Raw genomic sequence first — 16642 nt, 5'->3', positions numbered from 1 at the left:
ATTTGGTTAAGGTGGGATGCGACCGGGTGACGCGCTGCTTCACTTTGTCGCAGGTGGAGGCGGGTGACAGGATGAATGGGCTATATGGGCTTCAGCAGGGTCAAAGGCTGCTGCTTGGAGATTCGGAGGGCCCTGGGCACCAATGCAATCAAACAGGCCGCCATCACCAGAACTACAGCAATCAACATCGAGACCCATGGTGAACCCGCGATGTCGTCCCGTGGCGACCAGAACCACTGCAACGACATAGCGCCAAGCATGGCACCGGAAGTGGTGAACAGTGAAACCTCGAACATGATTTCAGCAAAGATCGCGGATCCGGGCGCCCCCAATGTCCGTCGGACCCCAATGGAGTGCCGACGTCGATCGAGCCACGCGCCTACGACCCCGGAAACACCGACCATCAGCACACCGAGAACAACGGCCGTCATAATCGCGAGCACGATCGTAGCGAAACGATCAGCCTTGACGTACGCATCGCGATAACCCGCCAGCGTCTCGACACCGGCCGGATTCATGATCCGATAAGGCCGCTGCAGCGCATCGACAACGCGATCAAGCCATGAACGCTCGACCTCCAACATCCACTTCGCCAGATAGTAGCGACTCGCGCCCATGGGAAGGCCCGGAAGCAACGCCCACTGCGAGTCTCGCTCATTGCCCCCTGGTGCCGGTCCGGGGACGGACGCGAACACGCCCACCACGACCCGACTGCTGCCGGGGCCGAAATGAAGTTGCCGGCCAATGGCCCTCTCTGTTCCGAAAAGACTGGCAGCCAGTGCTTCACTGATCAGAACCACCCGAGCACCTTCACCCATGTCGTCCTCGGTGACAGCCCTTCCCTGCACGATTCCCGCGCCCAGCATCGCCAGCAAGCCAGCGCTGGCTGTTACCACAGGAATGCGATCACACCCGGCAATGTCTGTCGTGCCCGCGTTCATCGAGTGCATCATGGCCAATTCACTGGTGCACACGCCGTATCGATGGGCTCTTCCTCCGAACGGAACCGCGTCGCTCACAACGGTGTCCTGAACGCCAGGCAGTCGAGTGGCGGACAGGTCCGTTCGCAGCATTGCAGCATCCGCGCCGTCTTCGACATCCGAGACCCTGACCACACCAATCGATGCTGCATCCTTGATGTTCCGAGCGCTCAATCTGGAGAAACTGTCCATCGCGGACTGCAATGCGAACGCACATGCCAGGCTTGCAAGCCCTGCCTGCACTACAAGAAGGGCAGCGCTTCCAATGTGCCGTCGGGTCTCCTTCATCGATTCGAACATTTCAGGCAGTCCCTTTCGCGAAGGCGCTCGACAATGAGCTCCCCCTGCAGAGCCCAAACGACGGGATCAATGAACAGATCAACGTCGTGGCAACTCCCAGGCCAGCTGCCATCAGCATTGCCCCGGCATGCATCGCCGTTAACGCACTGGGTAGAACGCCTCCCGAATCAATCACGCGCATTCCCACTACATACGTGATCATTGCGAGCGCACTGCTTACGACTGCAGCGGCGATGGATTCCCACATGAGCTGGATGAACACGTCACGGCGTCGTGCTCCCAATGCACGTCGTATCGCGAGCTCCCGCCGACGGCGCCCCAGGCAAAAGCCCAGTAGCGCCGCTGCGTTGACAATGCACACGCCGAGAAGGACCAGCGACAGCCGGAGCTGCATCCTCGCCCGCTCCGGAACCAATCCCTGCCTGTCCAGCCAATCCATCAAGGGCCAGAGTGCGACCTGCTGTGAGCCTGGCTCGATTCGAAGCCCCTTCTCCTGCGCATAGGCGTTCAGACCCGCGTGGTAGACCGCGACGTCATCCGAGGTGGGTAGCCATGCCCACAGTTGAAGCCAGGAGACGTTGGCCCCTGCAAGATCCGTATCCTGGTCAGCCCCCCAGATCGTTGTTCCATCCACGACGGTCAGCTTGTCTGCGATTGCGGTTTCAACCGGAAGATAGATCTCATCAGGTTCCACGAAGGGTCTGCGTGTGAGATCTCCCTGAAACATCGGCACCGGATGCCAATCCTCCGCGACACCTACGACGGTGTAGATTCGTCTACCAAGTTCCAACAGATGACCAACGCACTCGCGTGCACACACACGCTCTGCAGCCGTACGCGACAGAACCACCGTCCGGCTCGCCGCATGCCCCTCCTCGGCAGTCCATGCCCTTCCTTGAACAACAGCAATGCCAAGGACGTTGAAGATTTCGGACGTGGCGAACCTCGCTCGCAATCTTGAGCTGGATTGCCCCGGTCTGGAGAGCGTCACAGCACCGCCCGCCATGGCTGCCTGCGTCCGCAAGCGTCCCTGGCCCAGAAGCGCCTTCGCATCTGGCCAGGTCAGCGCCTGGCCAGGATCCGGGGAGCCACTTCGCAGGGCATCTGGACGAACATCAAGATATGGACGAAACAACGCGGCGCTCCTGCCCGGAACCGGATCAGACGATGCCTGAAGAACAATGGAGAGCATCACGGTCGTGATCCCTACTCCCACGCCCAGCATGAGAGCAATTGCCAGATGTGTGCCGATCTGCTGCTTGAATCGAGTCAACGATATTCTGATGTAGTAACCGTGCACATACCCTCCCTGGCCTTTGCAGAACGCCCAGTTTCAACTCGAAGGAACTCCCCGTAGAAGAAGCTGCTTTCCCTCTCCCAGCTCACCTAGTCCAGCCATGTATGGGCTGCAGGCGCAGAAGGTCAGGTCTTCATCGACCTGATACACCAGGATCTCCCCCATCCTGCAATCGAACAGTTCCCGGCATGCCTGTATGAGAGTAGGGAAGGCCCCAGGATCCACATCGGGCCGTCCTCTTGGAAAACTCAGTACGAACATCTCTCCGTGATAGCTGCAAATGATTGGATTGCCTTGCGGCTGCTCGACGAAGAATGGATGCCATTGCTGCTCGCCCTCTTCGACGTCAGACTCACCATTCCAGCGGAAGTAGGACCAGACCGACTTCTGCACGAACTTCTTCAGATGCGACGTATCGGGCATTCGATGACCGAACCCAAAAGCGAACTTAGGAATACTGATTCCTGGCATATGCGCGGAAAGAAGCTCCCATTGCACATTCAAAGGCAGAAGCGATCTACTCACTCCACGAGGACCAATTCCGTGTGCCAGCGATTGTGCTTGCGACAAGACCGAGCCTAGAGCGGTGTGCACCCAGTTCTCATGCAAGCCGAAATCTCGAAGACGCTTGCCAATTTCGGTGAAGGAAAGATCGAAGACTCGGTTGATGATGTAGGCAGACCGCAGGTTCGGAATCGCCTGCCCCAGTGTAGGTTCAATGATCTCAGCCTCCTGAACGCACCAGCTTCGGGTCAGCTCATCCAGATGGATCATGCTCACACCCTGGACATCTCGCAGCACGGCTGCGACGACATCCTCTGGATCGGAGTGGATGACAATGGTTGGAGTCTTCATGCCATGCTCTCCAACATTGCCTTTGGCATTCTTTGGCTGTACTCGGCCCTGATCTCTTTCTGGACTTCATCCACGACCGCCATCAGCTGCAACGAAGCGGGTGACTCCAGTACGAACAGCGTCGATATCGTCCGTTCGATGAAGAATCCGCCTGCTACGTGCATCAGTCGTCGCTTTATTCTCCTCATGGCTTCTTCTCCAATCCCAGCACCGATACCAACCAACCTCCCGAGAAGCTGGTGGATGGCGTAGTAAACAAACACCGCGTGCGCCAGTGAATGGTTTGGAATGAAGTTTCCTGACCATGGTGAAACCGGGCGCACCCTGATTGCACCTGACATGAACTTTCCATGCACCTCTTCATAGGCGGAGAGGTATGAGTGGACGGACTCATGCAAAATTGCTTCTGCGCAAAGATCCACGGTCATTTCCGGCCTGTGAACGTTGAGGATTCGGATGCAACCCGCATGAATTGGCCGATACTCGGACCCAAGATTCAGTGGTGAAACCTGATCATCAAGCTGGATCGACTTCCTCACAAATACACGCCTTGTGAATATTCGAATCAGAATTCCAAGATGTGGAGTGGCCCTATCTACAAGCCCTATGGCGGCCTCCAGCTTCTCCTGAATTACGACAAGCTCTTCAGATGAGATGCTCAGGAATGGATTACAGAACGTTCCGCTCTCTGGCTCGTTTCGACGCGCCAGTCCGCTATCCACATCCAGAGCGATCACACCTCCGATTTTTACGCGCTCAACCTTCTCAAATCCGGATTCATGCCGCCTGACTACCCACTCCCCCAATGGACTTTCAACCCCTCTTCCTTCGTGCAGTTCACCCACTTCGCCATGGATAGGGGAAACCAGACACTCTGCCTCTGCGGCGAGATGAAGCGCCTGGATGGTGGAGACAGGCCTTCCATCTGGATCTTCATGAGAGACTCCGCCTGGATCGTCCATGAACCCCGAAACCCATGGGGAGCCCAGCAATCTTCTTCTCGCCGCAGGATCCAACGTCCTGAACGTTCTTTCAAAGTTCCCTACAGGCTCTTGATTCTCCGGCCGCTCATTCCTGAATCTGGAAAGAGCCTCACCCAAACGGCGCGGAGTGGCTTCAAACCATGCATCCAACAGCACTGAGCAAACGTCAACCGTTCTGCTCGGATCTTCAATCGCTCTCCTGAGATCCTCTATGGAAGTTCTCATCAACCTCTCCTTGGCGATGGACGGCCGCCCCAAGGGCGACCGTCCGCATTCCTAGACGTTGAACTTCTGGAATTTAGGGACGGCATGTGCAAACTGAAGATCTTCCGAGCCACCTGACGAATAGTGACCGCAGTGGGTGCCCCCACTTGAGTAGTTGGTACATTGCACACCTGCGATCTCGCTATCGCCAGTTTCCTCCTGCAGATCTGTCCCACTGACGAGCTTGATGTCCAGCACAGAGACGTTCTGGATCTGCGCCAGATCATTGGGCGCACTTTCGTGCGCAGCAGACGCGATCCCGGACAGGCCAAGCATGGCAATGAGCGCCGGAGGGAGAAGCACGGACTTGCCGATTTTCGACATTATTCAGCTCCTTTGATGTTGATACTGCGGGGTATGGCCGTGAGCTTGTGCAGCTCCCGGCCAGCGTCAGCGACTGCCGACGAGTCAGGCTTTCCCAGCAGGATCATCGAGATCAATGGGCGGAGGTGCCTTTGCAAGTTTCCTCAACGCACCACCTCTCACGTAGCGCCTGAAGATGACGCCATCCATCCGGCGCGGGGGATTCTCTGAGGCCTCGACGTTTGGAGTGGCGGAAGAAAGTTCACGCCGGATGCGACTCACGTCGGACCCATCAATCTCCTAGCTCCAGAAGTACCAGACGCCTGCCGCCACCAACGCCCCAACCAGCACCACCTGCACCACCACGTACCACACACCACTGTCGCGCGATTCAGAAGTAATGCGCTTCTGCAGCGCCTCGCTCACATCCGGCGCGTCTTCCTGCTGCGCCTGCTCACGCAACGCCTGGGCCAGCGCGCGCTCTTCCGCATCGCGGGGGTCGGTTGGTAGGTTCACAGCAGTTCTCCAGCGGAGGCGTGCCGCGTCAGTTCCTGCTTCAGGACCTGGCGCGCGCGGTGCAGGTGGCTCTTGATGGTACCGCGCGCCAGCCCGGTCACCTGCTCGATCTCGGCCAGATCGAAATCCTCCAGGTAGTGCAACCCGACGATCAGCCGCTGCGGCGCACTCAGCCGTTCCAGTGCCGCGCCCAGCTGGCGCCCGGCCTGCAGCACCTCGCTCAGTTCCGCCGGGCCCGGGCCTTCATCACCGATGCCAAGTTCTTCCGGAACCTCCACCGCTACCATCCATTGCGCTTCCAGGCGTCGCCGTCGCAGGTGCTGCAGCGCGGTGGTGTAGGCCACCCGCGAAACCCAGGTACGCAACGAAGATTCAAATCGGAACCGGTGCAGCTGGCGGAACACCGCCAGGAAGGTTTCCTGCAGCAGATCGGCCACCTGGTCGCGGTCGCCAACCATTCGACCGATCACGTGCGCGCAGGTGCGCTGATGCGCCTGCACCAGCTGCGCGAACGCCGGCTGCGAACCATCGATGATGGCGCGGACCAGAGCGCGGTCGTCATCTGCGTCGGGTATGGGCTCGGCGGGGACGTCGCGGCGACGCCCCCGCAATGCAGCCAATGCTCCATCCAGCAGGCTCATGCGCGGGGCGCCCCCTGTGCCCGTGGCATGCCTGCCTCAGCCCTTGCGCGCGGCGGGGCGGGTGAAGTGCCAGGCCAGCAGCTGGCCGAGGCCGGCACTGCCGACCATCGCGGCGGCGGCGCCGAAGGTCAGTTCGCGTGCACCAATCGCCTCCAGCAGGCCCATTGCCACGGCCAGGCTGACCAGGCTGATGCCCCAGCGAAGCGCGCCCTGACGGCGACGCTCCTCTTCCAGTACGGCCAACGAGCGGATGACTTCCTCGGGTACATGGGGCGCCACCAGCTTGCTGCGCGCCCGTGCATCGGCGATGGCATGGATCGCGTAGGCGATGCAGATGAAGAGGGTGATCGGGATCAGTTCCTGCATGGTCGGGCTCCTGTTCGGTGGATGATGCGGGTTCAGGAGAATGGATGCGCGACCACGGCAACCGGTTGCACTACCGGTTGCACTAAGTGCCTGCCGCCTCTCCGCTGCCGCCGGGCGTGCCCTCCGGGTCCGGGAAATAGGTCTCCACCTGAAAATCCAGCTGCAGGTCCGCCATCAGTCGCAGCAACTGCTGATCCAGCTCGAAACCCGCCCATGCGGTCTTTCCAAAGATGCCGACACGCAGGCCGATGCCGGCCCCTTCCTGCAGCAGTTCCCTGATCACGTCAGCGCGTGCCTGCAGGAGATCGATCAACGCCGGCCAGGCATCCATCAACCAGCCGTCCTTGCCCCTCTCAAGTCCAAACACCACCCGGGTCGCCACATGCACCCGGATCAGGGTGCCGTCGCGATCCCGATATTCAGTCCCGACATCACGGGAAAACGCCGGTTCCAGATCCAGCCGGGCGGCAATCACGGCGCTGGCCTCTGTCGGGTGCTCTACGCCCAGAGAGATCCTGTAGTCGTAGCAGTACATATCGGTTCCATCCGAACGGAATGGCCATCATGCCGCACACGCCATCGCGGCGACCCGGACAGTGCCATTTTGCCGATTCCGCTGCCATGACCTGTGGCCCCTGCCCCGGGCCGTTACGGCTGCTACGCTTGCCCGGTTTCCTCTTCCGGTGCCGTCCGCCCATGTCCCGAGTGCTGCCCCTGTCCCTCCTGCTGTCGGCCGTGCTGGCCGCACCGGCCGCGCATGCCGCGCCCACGCCGATCACCATCGAACAGGCCATGGCCGACCCGGACTGGATCGGTCCGCCGGTCGAGAAGGCCTGGTGGTCGTGGAACAGCCAGCAGGTGGAATACCAGCTCAAGCGTAGCGGCAGCCCGGTGCGCGATACCTTCCGCCAGCCGCTGGCCGGAGGCGTGGCCGCACAGGTCGCCGATGACCAGCGCGGCACGCTGGACGTGGCCGAGCCGGTCTACGACCGCAGCCGCAGCCGCAGCGCCTTCGTCCGCAATGGCGACGTGTTCGTGCGCGACCTGCGCAGCGGCGCGCTGACCCAGCTGACCCGCAGCAACGAGCGCGCGGGCAACGTGAACTTCGCCGCCGACAACGGCGTGATCTGGCGGGTCGGCCAGAACTGGTTCCACTGGACTGCCGCCAGCGGCGTGCAGCAAGTGGCCAGCCTGAAGGCCGAGAAGGACCCGCGCACGCCGCCGAAGGCCGACGTGCTGCGCGACCAGCAGCTGCGCACGCTGGAAACCCTGCGCCGCGACCGCGACCAGCGCGAAGCCCTGAAGGACCAGGACCAGCGCTGGCGCCAGGCCGACCCGACCCGCGCACCGGGCCCGGTATATCTGGGCGCCGACGTGGAGATCGGTGACAGCGTGCTGTCGCCCGACCTGACCCACCTGATCGTGGTGACCAAGCCGAAGGACTTCGATGACGGCCGCGGCGGCAAGATGCCGCTGTACGTGACCGAGTCGGGCTACGAGGAAACCGAGGACACCCGCACCCGCGTCGGCCGCAACGGCTTCGAACCGCACACCCTGTGGTACGTGGACGTGCGCACCGGCAAGGCCGAGAAGGTCTCGCTGGCCGGCCTGCCGGGCATCAGCACCGACCCGCTGGCCGAACTGCGCCGCAAGGCCGGCAAGGACGCGCTGAAGGGCGAACGCAGCGTGCAGGTGATGAGCGACTTCATGGGCGGCGGCATCCGCTGGAGCGCCGACGGCCAGCAGGCCGCAGTGATGCTGCGTGCCAACGACAACAAGGACCGCTGGATCATCAGCGTCAACGCTGCCGACGGCCGCGTGCAGAACCGCCACCGCCTGACCGACAACGCCTGGATCAACTGGGGCTTCAACGATTTCGGCTGGATGGCCGATGGCCGCACGCTGTGGTTGCTGTCCGAGGAATCGGGCTTCTCGCACCTGTACACCCAGGCCGGCACTGCCAAGCCGCAGGCGCTGACCAGCGGCAAGTGGGAAACCTCGGCGCCGGTGCCGTCGGCCGATGGCAGGGGCTTCTACTTCCTGTGCAACCAGCAGGCGCCGCATGACTACGAAGTCTGCGCGGTCGACACCGGCAGCCGCCAGGTGCGCGAGCTGACCAGCCTCAACGGCGTGGAAGACTTCTCGCTGTCGCCGGACGGCCAGCAGCTGCTGGTGCGTTACTCCGGCGCCTACCTGCCGCCGCAGCTGGCCGTGCTGCCCAGCGCCGGTGGCCAGGCCCGCGTGCTGACCGACACCCGCACCGCCGACTACAAGGCGCGCCAGTGGATCCAGCCGAAGCTGGTGGCGGTACCGTCCAAGCACGGTGCCGGCGTGGTCTGGGCCAAGTACTACGAACCGGAAAACAAGGAACCGGGGAAGAAGTACCCGATCGTGATGTTCGTGCACGGCGCCGGCTACCTGCAGAACGTGCACCAGCGCTACCCGGCCTACTTCCGCGAGCAGATGTTCCACAACCTGCTGGTGCAGAAGGGCTACATCGTGCTGGACATGGATTACCGCGGCAGCGAGGGCTACGGCCGCGACTGGCGCACGGCGATCTACCGCAACATGGGCCACCCGGAACTGGAAGACTACAAGGACGGCCTGGACTGGCTGGTCGACACCCAGCAGGGTGACCGCGACCACGCCGGCATCTACGGCGGTTCCTACGGCGGCTTCATGACCTTCATGGCGCTGTTCCGCTCGCCGGGCACCTTCAAGGCCGGCGCCGCGCTGCGCCCGGTGGTCGACTGGCACCAGTACAACCACGGCTACACCAGCAACATCCTCAACACCCCGGACATCGATCCGGAGGCGTACCGCGTGTCCTCGCCGATCGAGTACGCGCAGAACCTGCAGGACAACCTGCTGATCGCCCACGGCATGATGGATGACAACGTGTTCTTCCAGGACTCGGTGAACCTGACCCAGCGCCTGATCGAACTGCACAAGGACAACTGGTCGATCGCACCGTACCCGCTGGAGCGCCACGGCTACGTGCGCGCCGATTCCTGGCTGGACCAGTACAAGCGCATCCTCAAGCTGTTCGAGCAGAACCTGAAGTGAGCAACGCCGCAGCCACGATCCGGGTCGTGGCTGCGGTCATCCTGGATGACCGCGGCCAGGCGCTGGTGGTGCGCAAGCACGGCGCCAACCGCTTCATCCAGCCCGGTGGCAAGCCCGAAGCCGGTGAGACGCCACTGCAGGCACTGGCCCGCGAACTGGACGAGGAACTCGGTGTGCAGCTGCGGGCCGGGGCTGCCATCGCGCTGGGCACGTTCGAGGACTGGGCGGTGAATGAGCCCGGCCACCGCGTGCAGGCACAGGCGTGGTGGGTACGGGTGGACGGCACGCCACAGGTGCGCGCCGAGATCGCCGAACTGGCCTGGGTGCCGCTGCAGCCGCCGCATGGCCTGCCCTTGGCACCGCTGAGCGAACACCATATCCTGCCGGCCGTCGCCACCCGGGTGACGGCCCGCTGACCGCGCGGGCACCGATTGCAAGGACACCGGATGTCAGTGCCGCTCCCGCCGCCCTCGTTGCAGCCTTCGCCCTACCACGCGTGGATTCGACCGCTGGTCCAGGCCTCCTTCTGGCTGTCCGCGCTGCTGACCGGTTACTTCGTACTGCAGGGGCTGCTGGTGTGGCCACTGCACGACATTCCACTCTGGCAACTGCTGGCCGGTGAAGTACAGCAACGGCAGATGCACAGCCTGACCTGGCTGCTGGCACACCCTGTGTGTGCCTCGATGATCGCCGCACTGCTCTGCCTGGTCTCGGCCGTGGCCAGTTGGGGCCTGCTGCGAGAGCGCCGCTGGGGCCTGTGGAGCTTCGTGGTGATGCTGCTGTTGAGCGCGCTGGCCAATTTCGCGATCACCTGGTGGCTGGACGTGTTCATGCGCGAGGTGATCGTGCTGCTCGCCGACGACCCGGGCATGCAGCAATCGATGCAGCCGCGGCGCTGGATGATGACCTTCACCCTGCTCGGCACGTCGGTGCTGTTCCTCGGCCTGCAGGGCTGGCTGGCCTGGCGCCTGCTGCGGCCGGACATCCGCTCGCGCTTCCACTGAGCCACACCCCGTTCCCGCACGACACGGACCGTCGCATGCGCTTGCTGACCCTTCTCCCCGCACTGCTGCTGTTGGCCGCGCTGCCTGCCGGCGCAGACGCGCTGCGATGTGGCGAATACCGCAGCGCCGATGGTGGCATGGCGTTGGTGTTCAGCACCGCCAGCACCGGCTACCGCCACAACGACATCAGCGAGCCGGAACCACTGTGGGTTGATCGCAGTGCGGCGCAGACGCGCCTGGTCATGCTCGACGATGGCGTGGCAGAGCCGATCCGGATCAGTGCCGACGGGCAACGCATCGAAGACGATGTGCCGGTGGTCTACACCCTGCGCCAGCCCCGCACCTGCGCCGCCGAGCCCAGGGCGATTGCCGGCAGCTGCCGTGCCGCCGGCAGCCACTGCATCGCGCAGCTGCCTACCGCTTCACCGGGCCAGGCCCAGCGCGCCTGCAGCGAAGGCGTTGGCGCGGGCTGCTCGGCGCTGCTGCGACAACTGCGCGATGGCAACGCCGCAGCCGCCGATGACACCGGCGCCGCGCGCTTCGAACGTCCGCCCGCCTGCCGCGAACACACACCCGGGCATGACCCGCAGGCCTGCGAAGCGCTGACTGACGATGCCTTGGCTGCCGCGATGCAGTCGGTGGGTGAACGCCTGCAACAGGAAGACGAGGACACACTGAACTCACCGCTTCCGGCCGCTGCACGCGACCGTCTGCAGCAGCTGTGCCTGCATCACCGTGGTGGTCGCTTCTGCATCGAAGTGGCCGAACAGCAGTTGATCGCGCTGAAACCCGTGTTGGCGGTGCAGGCCCTGCAGGTGGTCTGCGATGCAGGACGCATCAGTGCCTGCGAACGCATCGCACCGCTGTACGATCTCGGTGCGGATCTGCGCCTCGTCCCGGCCCAGCGGGTGCCGTGCGGCCGCTACCAGGCCGACGGTGGCGTGATCGACAGGCTCGACTTCGGCGATGGCGCGCGTGGCCGCCTGCATGACGGTGCCATCCACCTGCAGCAGAACGGCGAAACCCTTGTGCTGCGCCAGCTCGGCAATGGCGACCTGCTTGGTATGGATGCGCAGACGGGATATCAGCGTTACCAGCCGGTGCCCGGCACGGCACAATGCACGCCCCCGCGCGAGGGCCGTGGTTCGCCGTAGCGCCTGGAGTTTCCCGTTCGATCGTCAAGGAGACGACATGCATTCACCCGCACCGCGCCGCCACTGGCTGGCCTGGGCGCTGCTGCTGGCCGCGCCGATGGCCGCCGCACAGTCACCGCAATGCGGCCTGTTCAAGGCCGACGAAGGCAGCGGTACGCTGCGCATCAGCTCGCCGAACCGCGGCGAGCAGAAGCACTTCGGCAGCGCACCGACGCCCGTCGCCTTCCAGCAGATCAACGGAACGCTGCAACTGGTGAACCTGGAGTACGGCCTGCCCAGCGCGCTGCAGGTGCGCGATCGTGGCCGGACGGTCGAGGTGGATGGCACGGTCTACATCCTGCAGACCCCCGCACAGTGCGCCGCAGCCGCCGCGCCGGCCGAAGGCAGCTGCCTGGCCGATGCGGCGGGGTGCCTGGACAACCGTCGCGAAGCGAGCCCGACCGCGCTGGAAGCAGGGTGCCGGGAAGGCGTGCCCGGCATGTGCCTGCAACTGGCTGATCGTTGGCACGAGGAGGCCAAACCTACGGTCGAGGCCGATCCCGCTCTGGCAAAGGCAGCGCTGGACGCCGCCCTGTCCGGCATCAAACTCCCCGCTGCCTGTGACGACGGTGGCTTCGAGCAGGGAACCCCGGCGTGTGCCGCCGCACTCGAGGCAGACCCCGCGGTGCAGGAGCAGCTGGTCAAGGCGGCGATGACGGCAGCCATGACCGAAGCCGTGGTGACGATGGCAGCGCCGACCGCGCCGGTGATCATTCCGGCTGAGCGGCGCCATAAGTTGTTGCAGCTGTGCCGCGAGGTATCCCATGGCGGCTTCTGCACCCGCGTGGCTGAACTGTCCTGGGAGGCGGGAGATCCCCAGCAGGCGGTGCAGGCCCTGGCTGCGGCCTGCACACCCGGTAACGACGCCGCCACCTGCGAACGCCTGCCGGCGCTGCGGGCGGTGGGTGCATCGTTGCAACCGCAGCCAGCAACGGCCCTGCCCTGTGGCAACTACCGGGCCGACGGCGGCCTGATGGACACGCTGGACTTCGGTGACAACGGCCTGGTCGGCGTTGGCTGGAACAGCCATCTTCGCGCGCGCGTCGAAGAGGGCGACATCCGCATCCGCCACGACCGGGACGGCGACTTCGTGCTGCGCCCGCTGCCCGGCGGCCAGTTGCTGGGCCTGGACACCTGGACCCGCTTCCAGGTGTTCGCCCCTACCGGCGAGGGCCCGACCCGCTGCAGCGCACCGAGGCAATACACGGTACTGCCGCTGCCGCAGGATTGCCCGCTGGCGCTGGCCAACGAGGACGGTGCCGAAGCCTGCTGTGCGCAGGGCAAGCTGCAGGGCTGCAACATTCTCGGCAACCGCCTTGCGCTGTCCGGGCACTGGCTGCAGGCCGCAGAGCACTACACCACCGTCTGCCGCGCCGGTGTCCGCGAGGGTTGCGAGAACCTGGTCACCGTACAGGGCAACGGTGCGGACGTGGACGCCCGTCGCATCCTGGAACAGCTGTGCAATGCCGACCGCAGCGGCCTGCATGTGGCCTGCGACGTACTTGGAACCCAGAACTGGGAGCTGATCACGCTGGGCGGCGCCCTGCAGAAGTCGGTTGACGAGGCGGCGGTGGACGACACTCCGGCACCGCGCAACTCCAACCGCAAGCGCTGAGCCGGCCAGGGCCTGTCCGCAGCTTCGGGCGGGCCCTGCGGTAAAGTACGCGCCATGAACGAATTCGAGCGCGTGCGCGCCTACCTCACCGACCTGCAGGACCGCATCTGTGCGGCGATCGAGGCCGCCGATGGCCAGGCCCGCTTCCAGGAAGACCTGTGGCAGCGTGCCGAGGGCGGTGGTGGGCGCACCCGTGTGCTGCGCGACGGCGCGGTGTTCGAGCAGGCCGGTATCGGCTTTTCCGATGTGTCCGGCAGCCGCCTGCCGCCGTCGGCCTCGGCCAACCGCCCGGAACTGGCCGGCGCCTCCTGGCGCGCCACCGGCGTGTCGCTGGTGTTCCACCCGCTCAACCCCTACGTGCCGACCACCCACGCCAACGTGCGCTTCTTCCAGGCGCAGCGCGACGGTGAAGTGGTGGCCAGCTGGTTCGGCGGCGGCTTCGACCTGACGCCGTTCTATCCGTTCGACGAGGACGTGCAGCACTGGCACCGGATCGCACGCGATCTGTGCGCGCCGTTCGGCGACGAACGCTATGCCGCGCACAAGCGCTGGTGTGATGAGTACTTCTTCCTGCGCCACCGCAATGAAACACGCGGCGTCGGCGGGCTGTTCTTCGACGACCTGCACGGCGACTTCGAACGCGATTTCGATTACCTGCGGGCGGTCGGTGATGGCTTCCTCGATGCCTACCTGCCGATCGTGCAGCAGCGCAAGGACACCGCATACGGCGAACGCGAGCGCGAGTTCCAGCTGTACCGCCGCGGCCGCTACGTGGAGTTCAACCTGGTCTATGACCGCGGCACGCTGTTCGGCCTGCAGAGCGGCGGCCGCAGCGAGAGCATCCTGATGAGCCTGCCGCCGCGGGTGCGCTGGGAGTACGGCTTCTCGCCGGAACCCGGCAGCGCCGAATCGCGCCTGGCCGATTACCTGGTACCACGCGACTGGGTCTGATCTTCCGGCGCCACGCCTGACGCGTGGCACCGTCCCTGGCCTGCGCTGCGCATCGGCCAGGACCCGTTCCATTTCCCTCAAGGACGAACCCATGTTCCCTGCTGTTACCCTTCGCCCCCGCGTCACGGGTTGGCGCTCCCTGCTGTTGCTCGCACTGGCCTCGGCCAGCCTGCCGGCCGCCGCACAGTCGATGGCCTGCGGCACCTACAAGGACAGCAGCGGCAACACCACGCTGACCCTCGAGAGCGAAGGCCACGGCTTCCTGTCCGGTCCCTACCAGGCGACCGAGGAGCTGCGCATCGTCCGCCAGGAAGACGTGCTGGGTACCGGCAACCTGTCCACGGGCCAGCTGGAGAACTGGTACTTCTCGGACAGCGACCGCACGATCAGCACGCCCTATCGCGAGTTCACCCGTGAGCACGCCGCCGCCTGCAAGACAATGCCGGAGCCCGTCGAAGACGGTTGCGTGATGAACACCTCCGAGTGCCTGGAGGCGCTGCCGGAGGCTGCCCCCGTGAAACTGCACGCCTGGTGTGCCGAGGGTGTGGGTGCAGCCTGCATGCGGTTGCTGGAGACCTACCAGCAGCAGGCCAAGGACGCAGCCCCGGCGCCTGCACGAGCTGAACCGCCGAAGCCGGAGATCTGCATGGAGGATTCCGCGTCCTTCAACGCCGAGGGCTGCAGGGCGATCGCCGAGGTGATCGGGCTGGAGATGATCGGCAAGTCCCTGCTCGGGCTGCAGCATTCGGTCGACCCTGCGTTGCCGTCTGCGCAGCTCGATGAGCTGGCCGCACTGTGCCGGCAGCAGCACGGCGAGACCTTCTGCGCCGACGTTGCCGAGGTACTGTGGGGTGGTGGGCGCCTTTCCCAGGCCCACGAAGCGCTGCAGCTGTCGTGCGCGCAGCGCGCGGACGGCGTGGCCTGCGGCCGCGCCAAGGCACTTGCCGGCCTGGCCGCTGCACCGGCCGCTGCACTGGTCCCGGTACCGGCCACCGCACTGCCCTGTGGCAGCTTTGAAGCCGAGTACGGCGTGCTCTCGCAGCTGCGCTTCCTCGATGGCGGCCTGGTTGAGGCCGAGGGCCGCGGCCAGCGCCTGCGCGCGCGCCTGCAGGACGGCCGTATCTTCATCCGTCGCGATGCCGGCAGCGACTTCGTACTGCAGGCGCTGAAGAACGGAAACCTGGCCAGCGTCGACGGCGGCAACCGCTTCGCCTATTACGAGCGCAAGCCCGCCACAGGCAATGCCACCTGTACGCCGCCGGTGGCCTTCGTGGAGATCCCGCTGCCGCTGGATTGCCCGACCCTGGCCCGCAAGGACGGCGCAAAGGCCTGCTGCACCGATGGCAAGCTGCTCGGCTGCAAGGTGGCCGGCGAAGCGCTGTTCGAGTCCGAAAAATGGGCCGCGTCGCTGCCCTACTTCGAGACGCTGTGCGGCGCGGGCGTGCGCGAAGGGTGCCTGGCATTGGCAGCGGTGTATTCGCACACCGCAGACCCGAAGATTCCGCAGGCCATGGCTGCGATCTGCGCGAAGGATGGCAAGGGCACGCACGTGGCCTGTGATGTGGACGCCACCCGCAACTGGCCGGCACTGAAGGCCGAAGCCGCGCCCTGACGCCCGACACCAGTGGAGCCGGGCATGGACCCGGCTCTACAAGTCAGGTGCTCTTCCTGGGGATGATCGTGATGTGCCCGTTGATCTCCAGCAGGGCCAGCTCGACATCCTCCACACCGAGGCAACCCTGCTGGCGCATGGCGGCCTCGAAATCAGAGCGGGTGACCTGCTCGCGGCGCAGAACGGCATCAAACAGGCGCCCATCACGCGCGATCACCACCGGTTCTCCTTCCACCAGGCGTTCGATCCGCCGGCTGCGGGTACTGACCCAGCCCACCCCGTAGTTGAGTAGGATCAGGGTGGCCGCCAGCAACAGGCCGCCGCCCAGCGAGGTGTCGGTGCCCAGCAGCGCGTTCTGCACCGCATTGCCCAGCAGCACCACCAGCAGCACGTCGAACGGGGTGATCTGCCCGAGCGGGCGTTTGCCGCTGAGCCGGACCATGCCCAGCACCACGACATAGACCACCACCGCACGCAGGATGAACTCCCACCATGGCATCGCCAGTGCGAACAGATCGGGCATTGCGGGTTCCCCTGCGTGACGGTTGCCCAGCCTAGCACCTGGGGTCAGATCCCTTTGTCCATCGGGCAAAGGGATCTGACCCCATGCGAAGTGTTCCGGCGGCACAAATAAAAAGCCCCGCTGACCAGGGGGAGGTCAACGGGGCCGGGGAACGGGCACTTGGGGAGGAGTCC

17 protein-coding genes are annotated in these 16642 nt (G+C 64.6%); 7 read left to right on the top strand and 10 right to left on the bottom strand.

Translation table 11 applies throughout. From position 1 onward, the window contains the following. Positions 1 to 80 precede the first annotated feature (80 nt). The 9 genes from AC5P88_RS11775 to AC5P88_RS11735 all read right to left on the bottom strand — a co-directional run bounded on the left by AC5P88_RS11775 (position 81) and on the right by AC5P88_RS11735 (position 7040). Positions 81 to 1280 (bottom strand): ABC transporter permease, encoded by a 1200-nt coding sequence (locus AC5P88_RS11775; RefSeq protein ID WP_495225107.1) that lies wholly within the window; start codon positions 1278 to 1280, stop codon positions 81 to 83. A gap of 1 nt (position 1281) precedes the next feature. Next, entirely contained in the window at positions 1282 to 2553 is a 1272-nt protein-coding gene (locus AC5P88_RS11770) for an ABC transporter permease (protein WP_495225106.1), read from the bottom strand. A 60-nt stretch (positions 2554 to 2613) separates the two neighbouring features. Further along, positions 2614 to 3432 (bottom strand): hypothetical protein, encoded by an 819-nt coding sequence (locus AC5P88_RS11765; RefSeq protein ID WP_495225105.1) that lies wholly within the window; start codon positions 3430 to 3432, stop codon positions 2614 to 2616. Next, positions 3429 to 4640 (bottom strand): hypothetical protein, encoded by a 1212-nt coding sequence (locus AC5P88_RS11760; RefSeq protein ID WP_495225104.1) that lies wholly within the window; start codon positions 4638 to 4640, stop codon positions 3429 to 3431. Before AC5P88_RS11760 ends, AC5P88_RS11765 begins: the two co-directional genes overlap by 4 nt. Before the next feature lie 51 nt (positions 4641 to 4691). Then, positions 4692 to 5003 carry a hypothetical protein gene (locus AC5P88_RS11755; RefSeq protein ID WP_495225103.1) on the bottom strand — a complete coding sequence of 104 codons (312 nt, stop codon included), beginning with the start codon at positions 5001 to 5003 and terminating at the stop codon, positions 4692 to 4694. Positions 5004 to 5282: 279 nt separating this feature from the next. After that, positions 5283 to 5498, bottom strand: a complete 216-nt coding sequence (locus AC5P88_RS11750; protein WP_495225102.1) for a hypothetical protein — start codon at positions 5496 to 5498, stop codon at positions 5283 to 5285. Beyond that, on the bottom strand, positions 5495 to 6139 hold the full coding sequence (locus tag AC5P88_RS11745) for an RNA polymerase sigma factor (protein ID WP_495225101.1): 645 nt from the start codon (positions 6137 to 6139) through the stop codon (positions 5495 to 5497). The genes AC5P88_RS11750 and AC5P88_RS11745 overlap by 4 nt, the downstream gene beginning before the upstream one ends. 36 nt (positions 6140 to 6175) lie before the next feature. Further along, positions 6176 to 6505, bottom strand: a complete 330-nt coding sequence (locus AC5P88_RS11740; protein ID WP_010482336.1) for a hypothetical protein — start codon at positions 6503 to 6505, stop codon at positions 6176 to 6178. Positions 6506 to 6587: 82 nt separating this feature from the next. Further along, positions 6588 to 7040 (bottom strand): DUF4279 domain-containing protein, encoded by a 453-nt coding sequence (locus tag AC5P88_RS11735; protein WP_495225100.1) that lies wholly within the window; start codon positions 7038 to 7040, stop codon positions 6588 to 6590. A 161-nt stretch (positions 7041 to 7201) separates the two neighbouring features. On the opposite strand from AC5P88_RS11735, the gene AC5P88_RS11730 reads away from it, so the two are divergent. From AC5P88_RS11730 to AC5P88_RS11700, 7 genes are all read left to right on the top strand, one after another. After that, the gene (locus AC5P88_RS11730) at positions 7202 to 9571 is read left to right on the top strand and encodes a S9 family peptidase (RefSeq protein ID WP_495225099.1); all 2370 of its coding nucleotides are present in this window, start codon (positions 7202 to 7204) and stop codon (positions 9569 to 9571) included. Continuing rightward, positions 9568 to 9987, top strand: a complete 420-nt coding sequence (locus tag AC5P88_RS11725; RefSeq protein WP_495225097.1) for an NUDIX hydrolase — start codon at positions 9568 to 9570, stop codon at positions 9985 to 9987. The genes AC5P88_RS11730 and AC5P88_RS11725 overlap by 4 nt, the downstream gene beginning before the upstream one ends. 30 nt (positions 9988 to 10017) lie before the next feature. Then, complete coding sequence (locus AC5P88_RS11720) at positions 10018 to 10575, top strand: hypothetical protein (protein WP_495225096.1); 558 nt, start codon at positions 10018 to 10020, stop codon at positions 10573 to 10575. A gap of 35 nt (positions 10576 to 10610) precedes the next feature. Beyond that, complete coding sequence (locus tag AC5P88_RS11715) at positions 10611 to 11729, top strand: hypothetical protein (protein WP_495225095.1); 1119 nt, start codon at positions 10611 to 10613, stop codon at positions 11727 to 11729. Between the two features lie 37 nt (positions 11730 to 11766). Further along, positions 11767 to 13383: a hypothetical protein gene (locus AC5P88_RS11710; RefSeq protein WP_495225094.1), complete on the top strand. Its 1617-nt coding sequence runs from the start codon at positions 11767 to 11769 to the stop codon at positions 13381 to 13383. A gap of 54 nt (positions 13384 to 13437) precedes the next feature. Further along, positions 13438 to 14334 (top strand): oxygen-dependent coproporphyrinogen oxidase, encoded by an 897-nt coding sequence (gene hemF, locus AC5P88_RS11705; RefSeq protein ID WP_106549992.1) that lies wholly within the window; start codon positions 13438 to 13440, stop codon positions 14332 to 14334. A gap of 91 nt (positions 14335 to 14425) precedes the next feature. Then, complete coding sequence (locus AC5P88_RS11700; protein ID WP_495225093.1) at positions 14426 to 15946, top strand: hypothetical protein; 1521 nt, start codon at positions 14426 to 14428, stop codon at positions 15944 to 15946. A 43-nt stretch (positions 15947 to 15989) separates the two neighbouring features. Here the strand turns inward: AC5P88_RS11700 and AC5P88_RS11695 are convergent, their stop codons facing one another. Next, positions 15990 to 16469 (bottom strand): DUF421 domain-containing protein, encoded by a 480-nt coding sequence (locus AC5P88_RS11695; protein ID WP_106549994.1) that lies wholly within the window; start codon positions 16467 to 16469, stop codon positions 15990 to 15992. Between the last annotated feature and the right edge of the window lie 173 nt (positions 16470 to 16642).

The organism is Stenotrophomonas sp. YJH_SMC_8, assembly GCF_059371315.1.
This window is presented reverse-complemented; position numbering and strand designations above follow the sequence as displayed.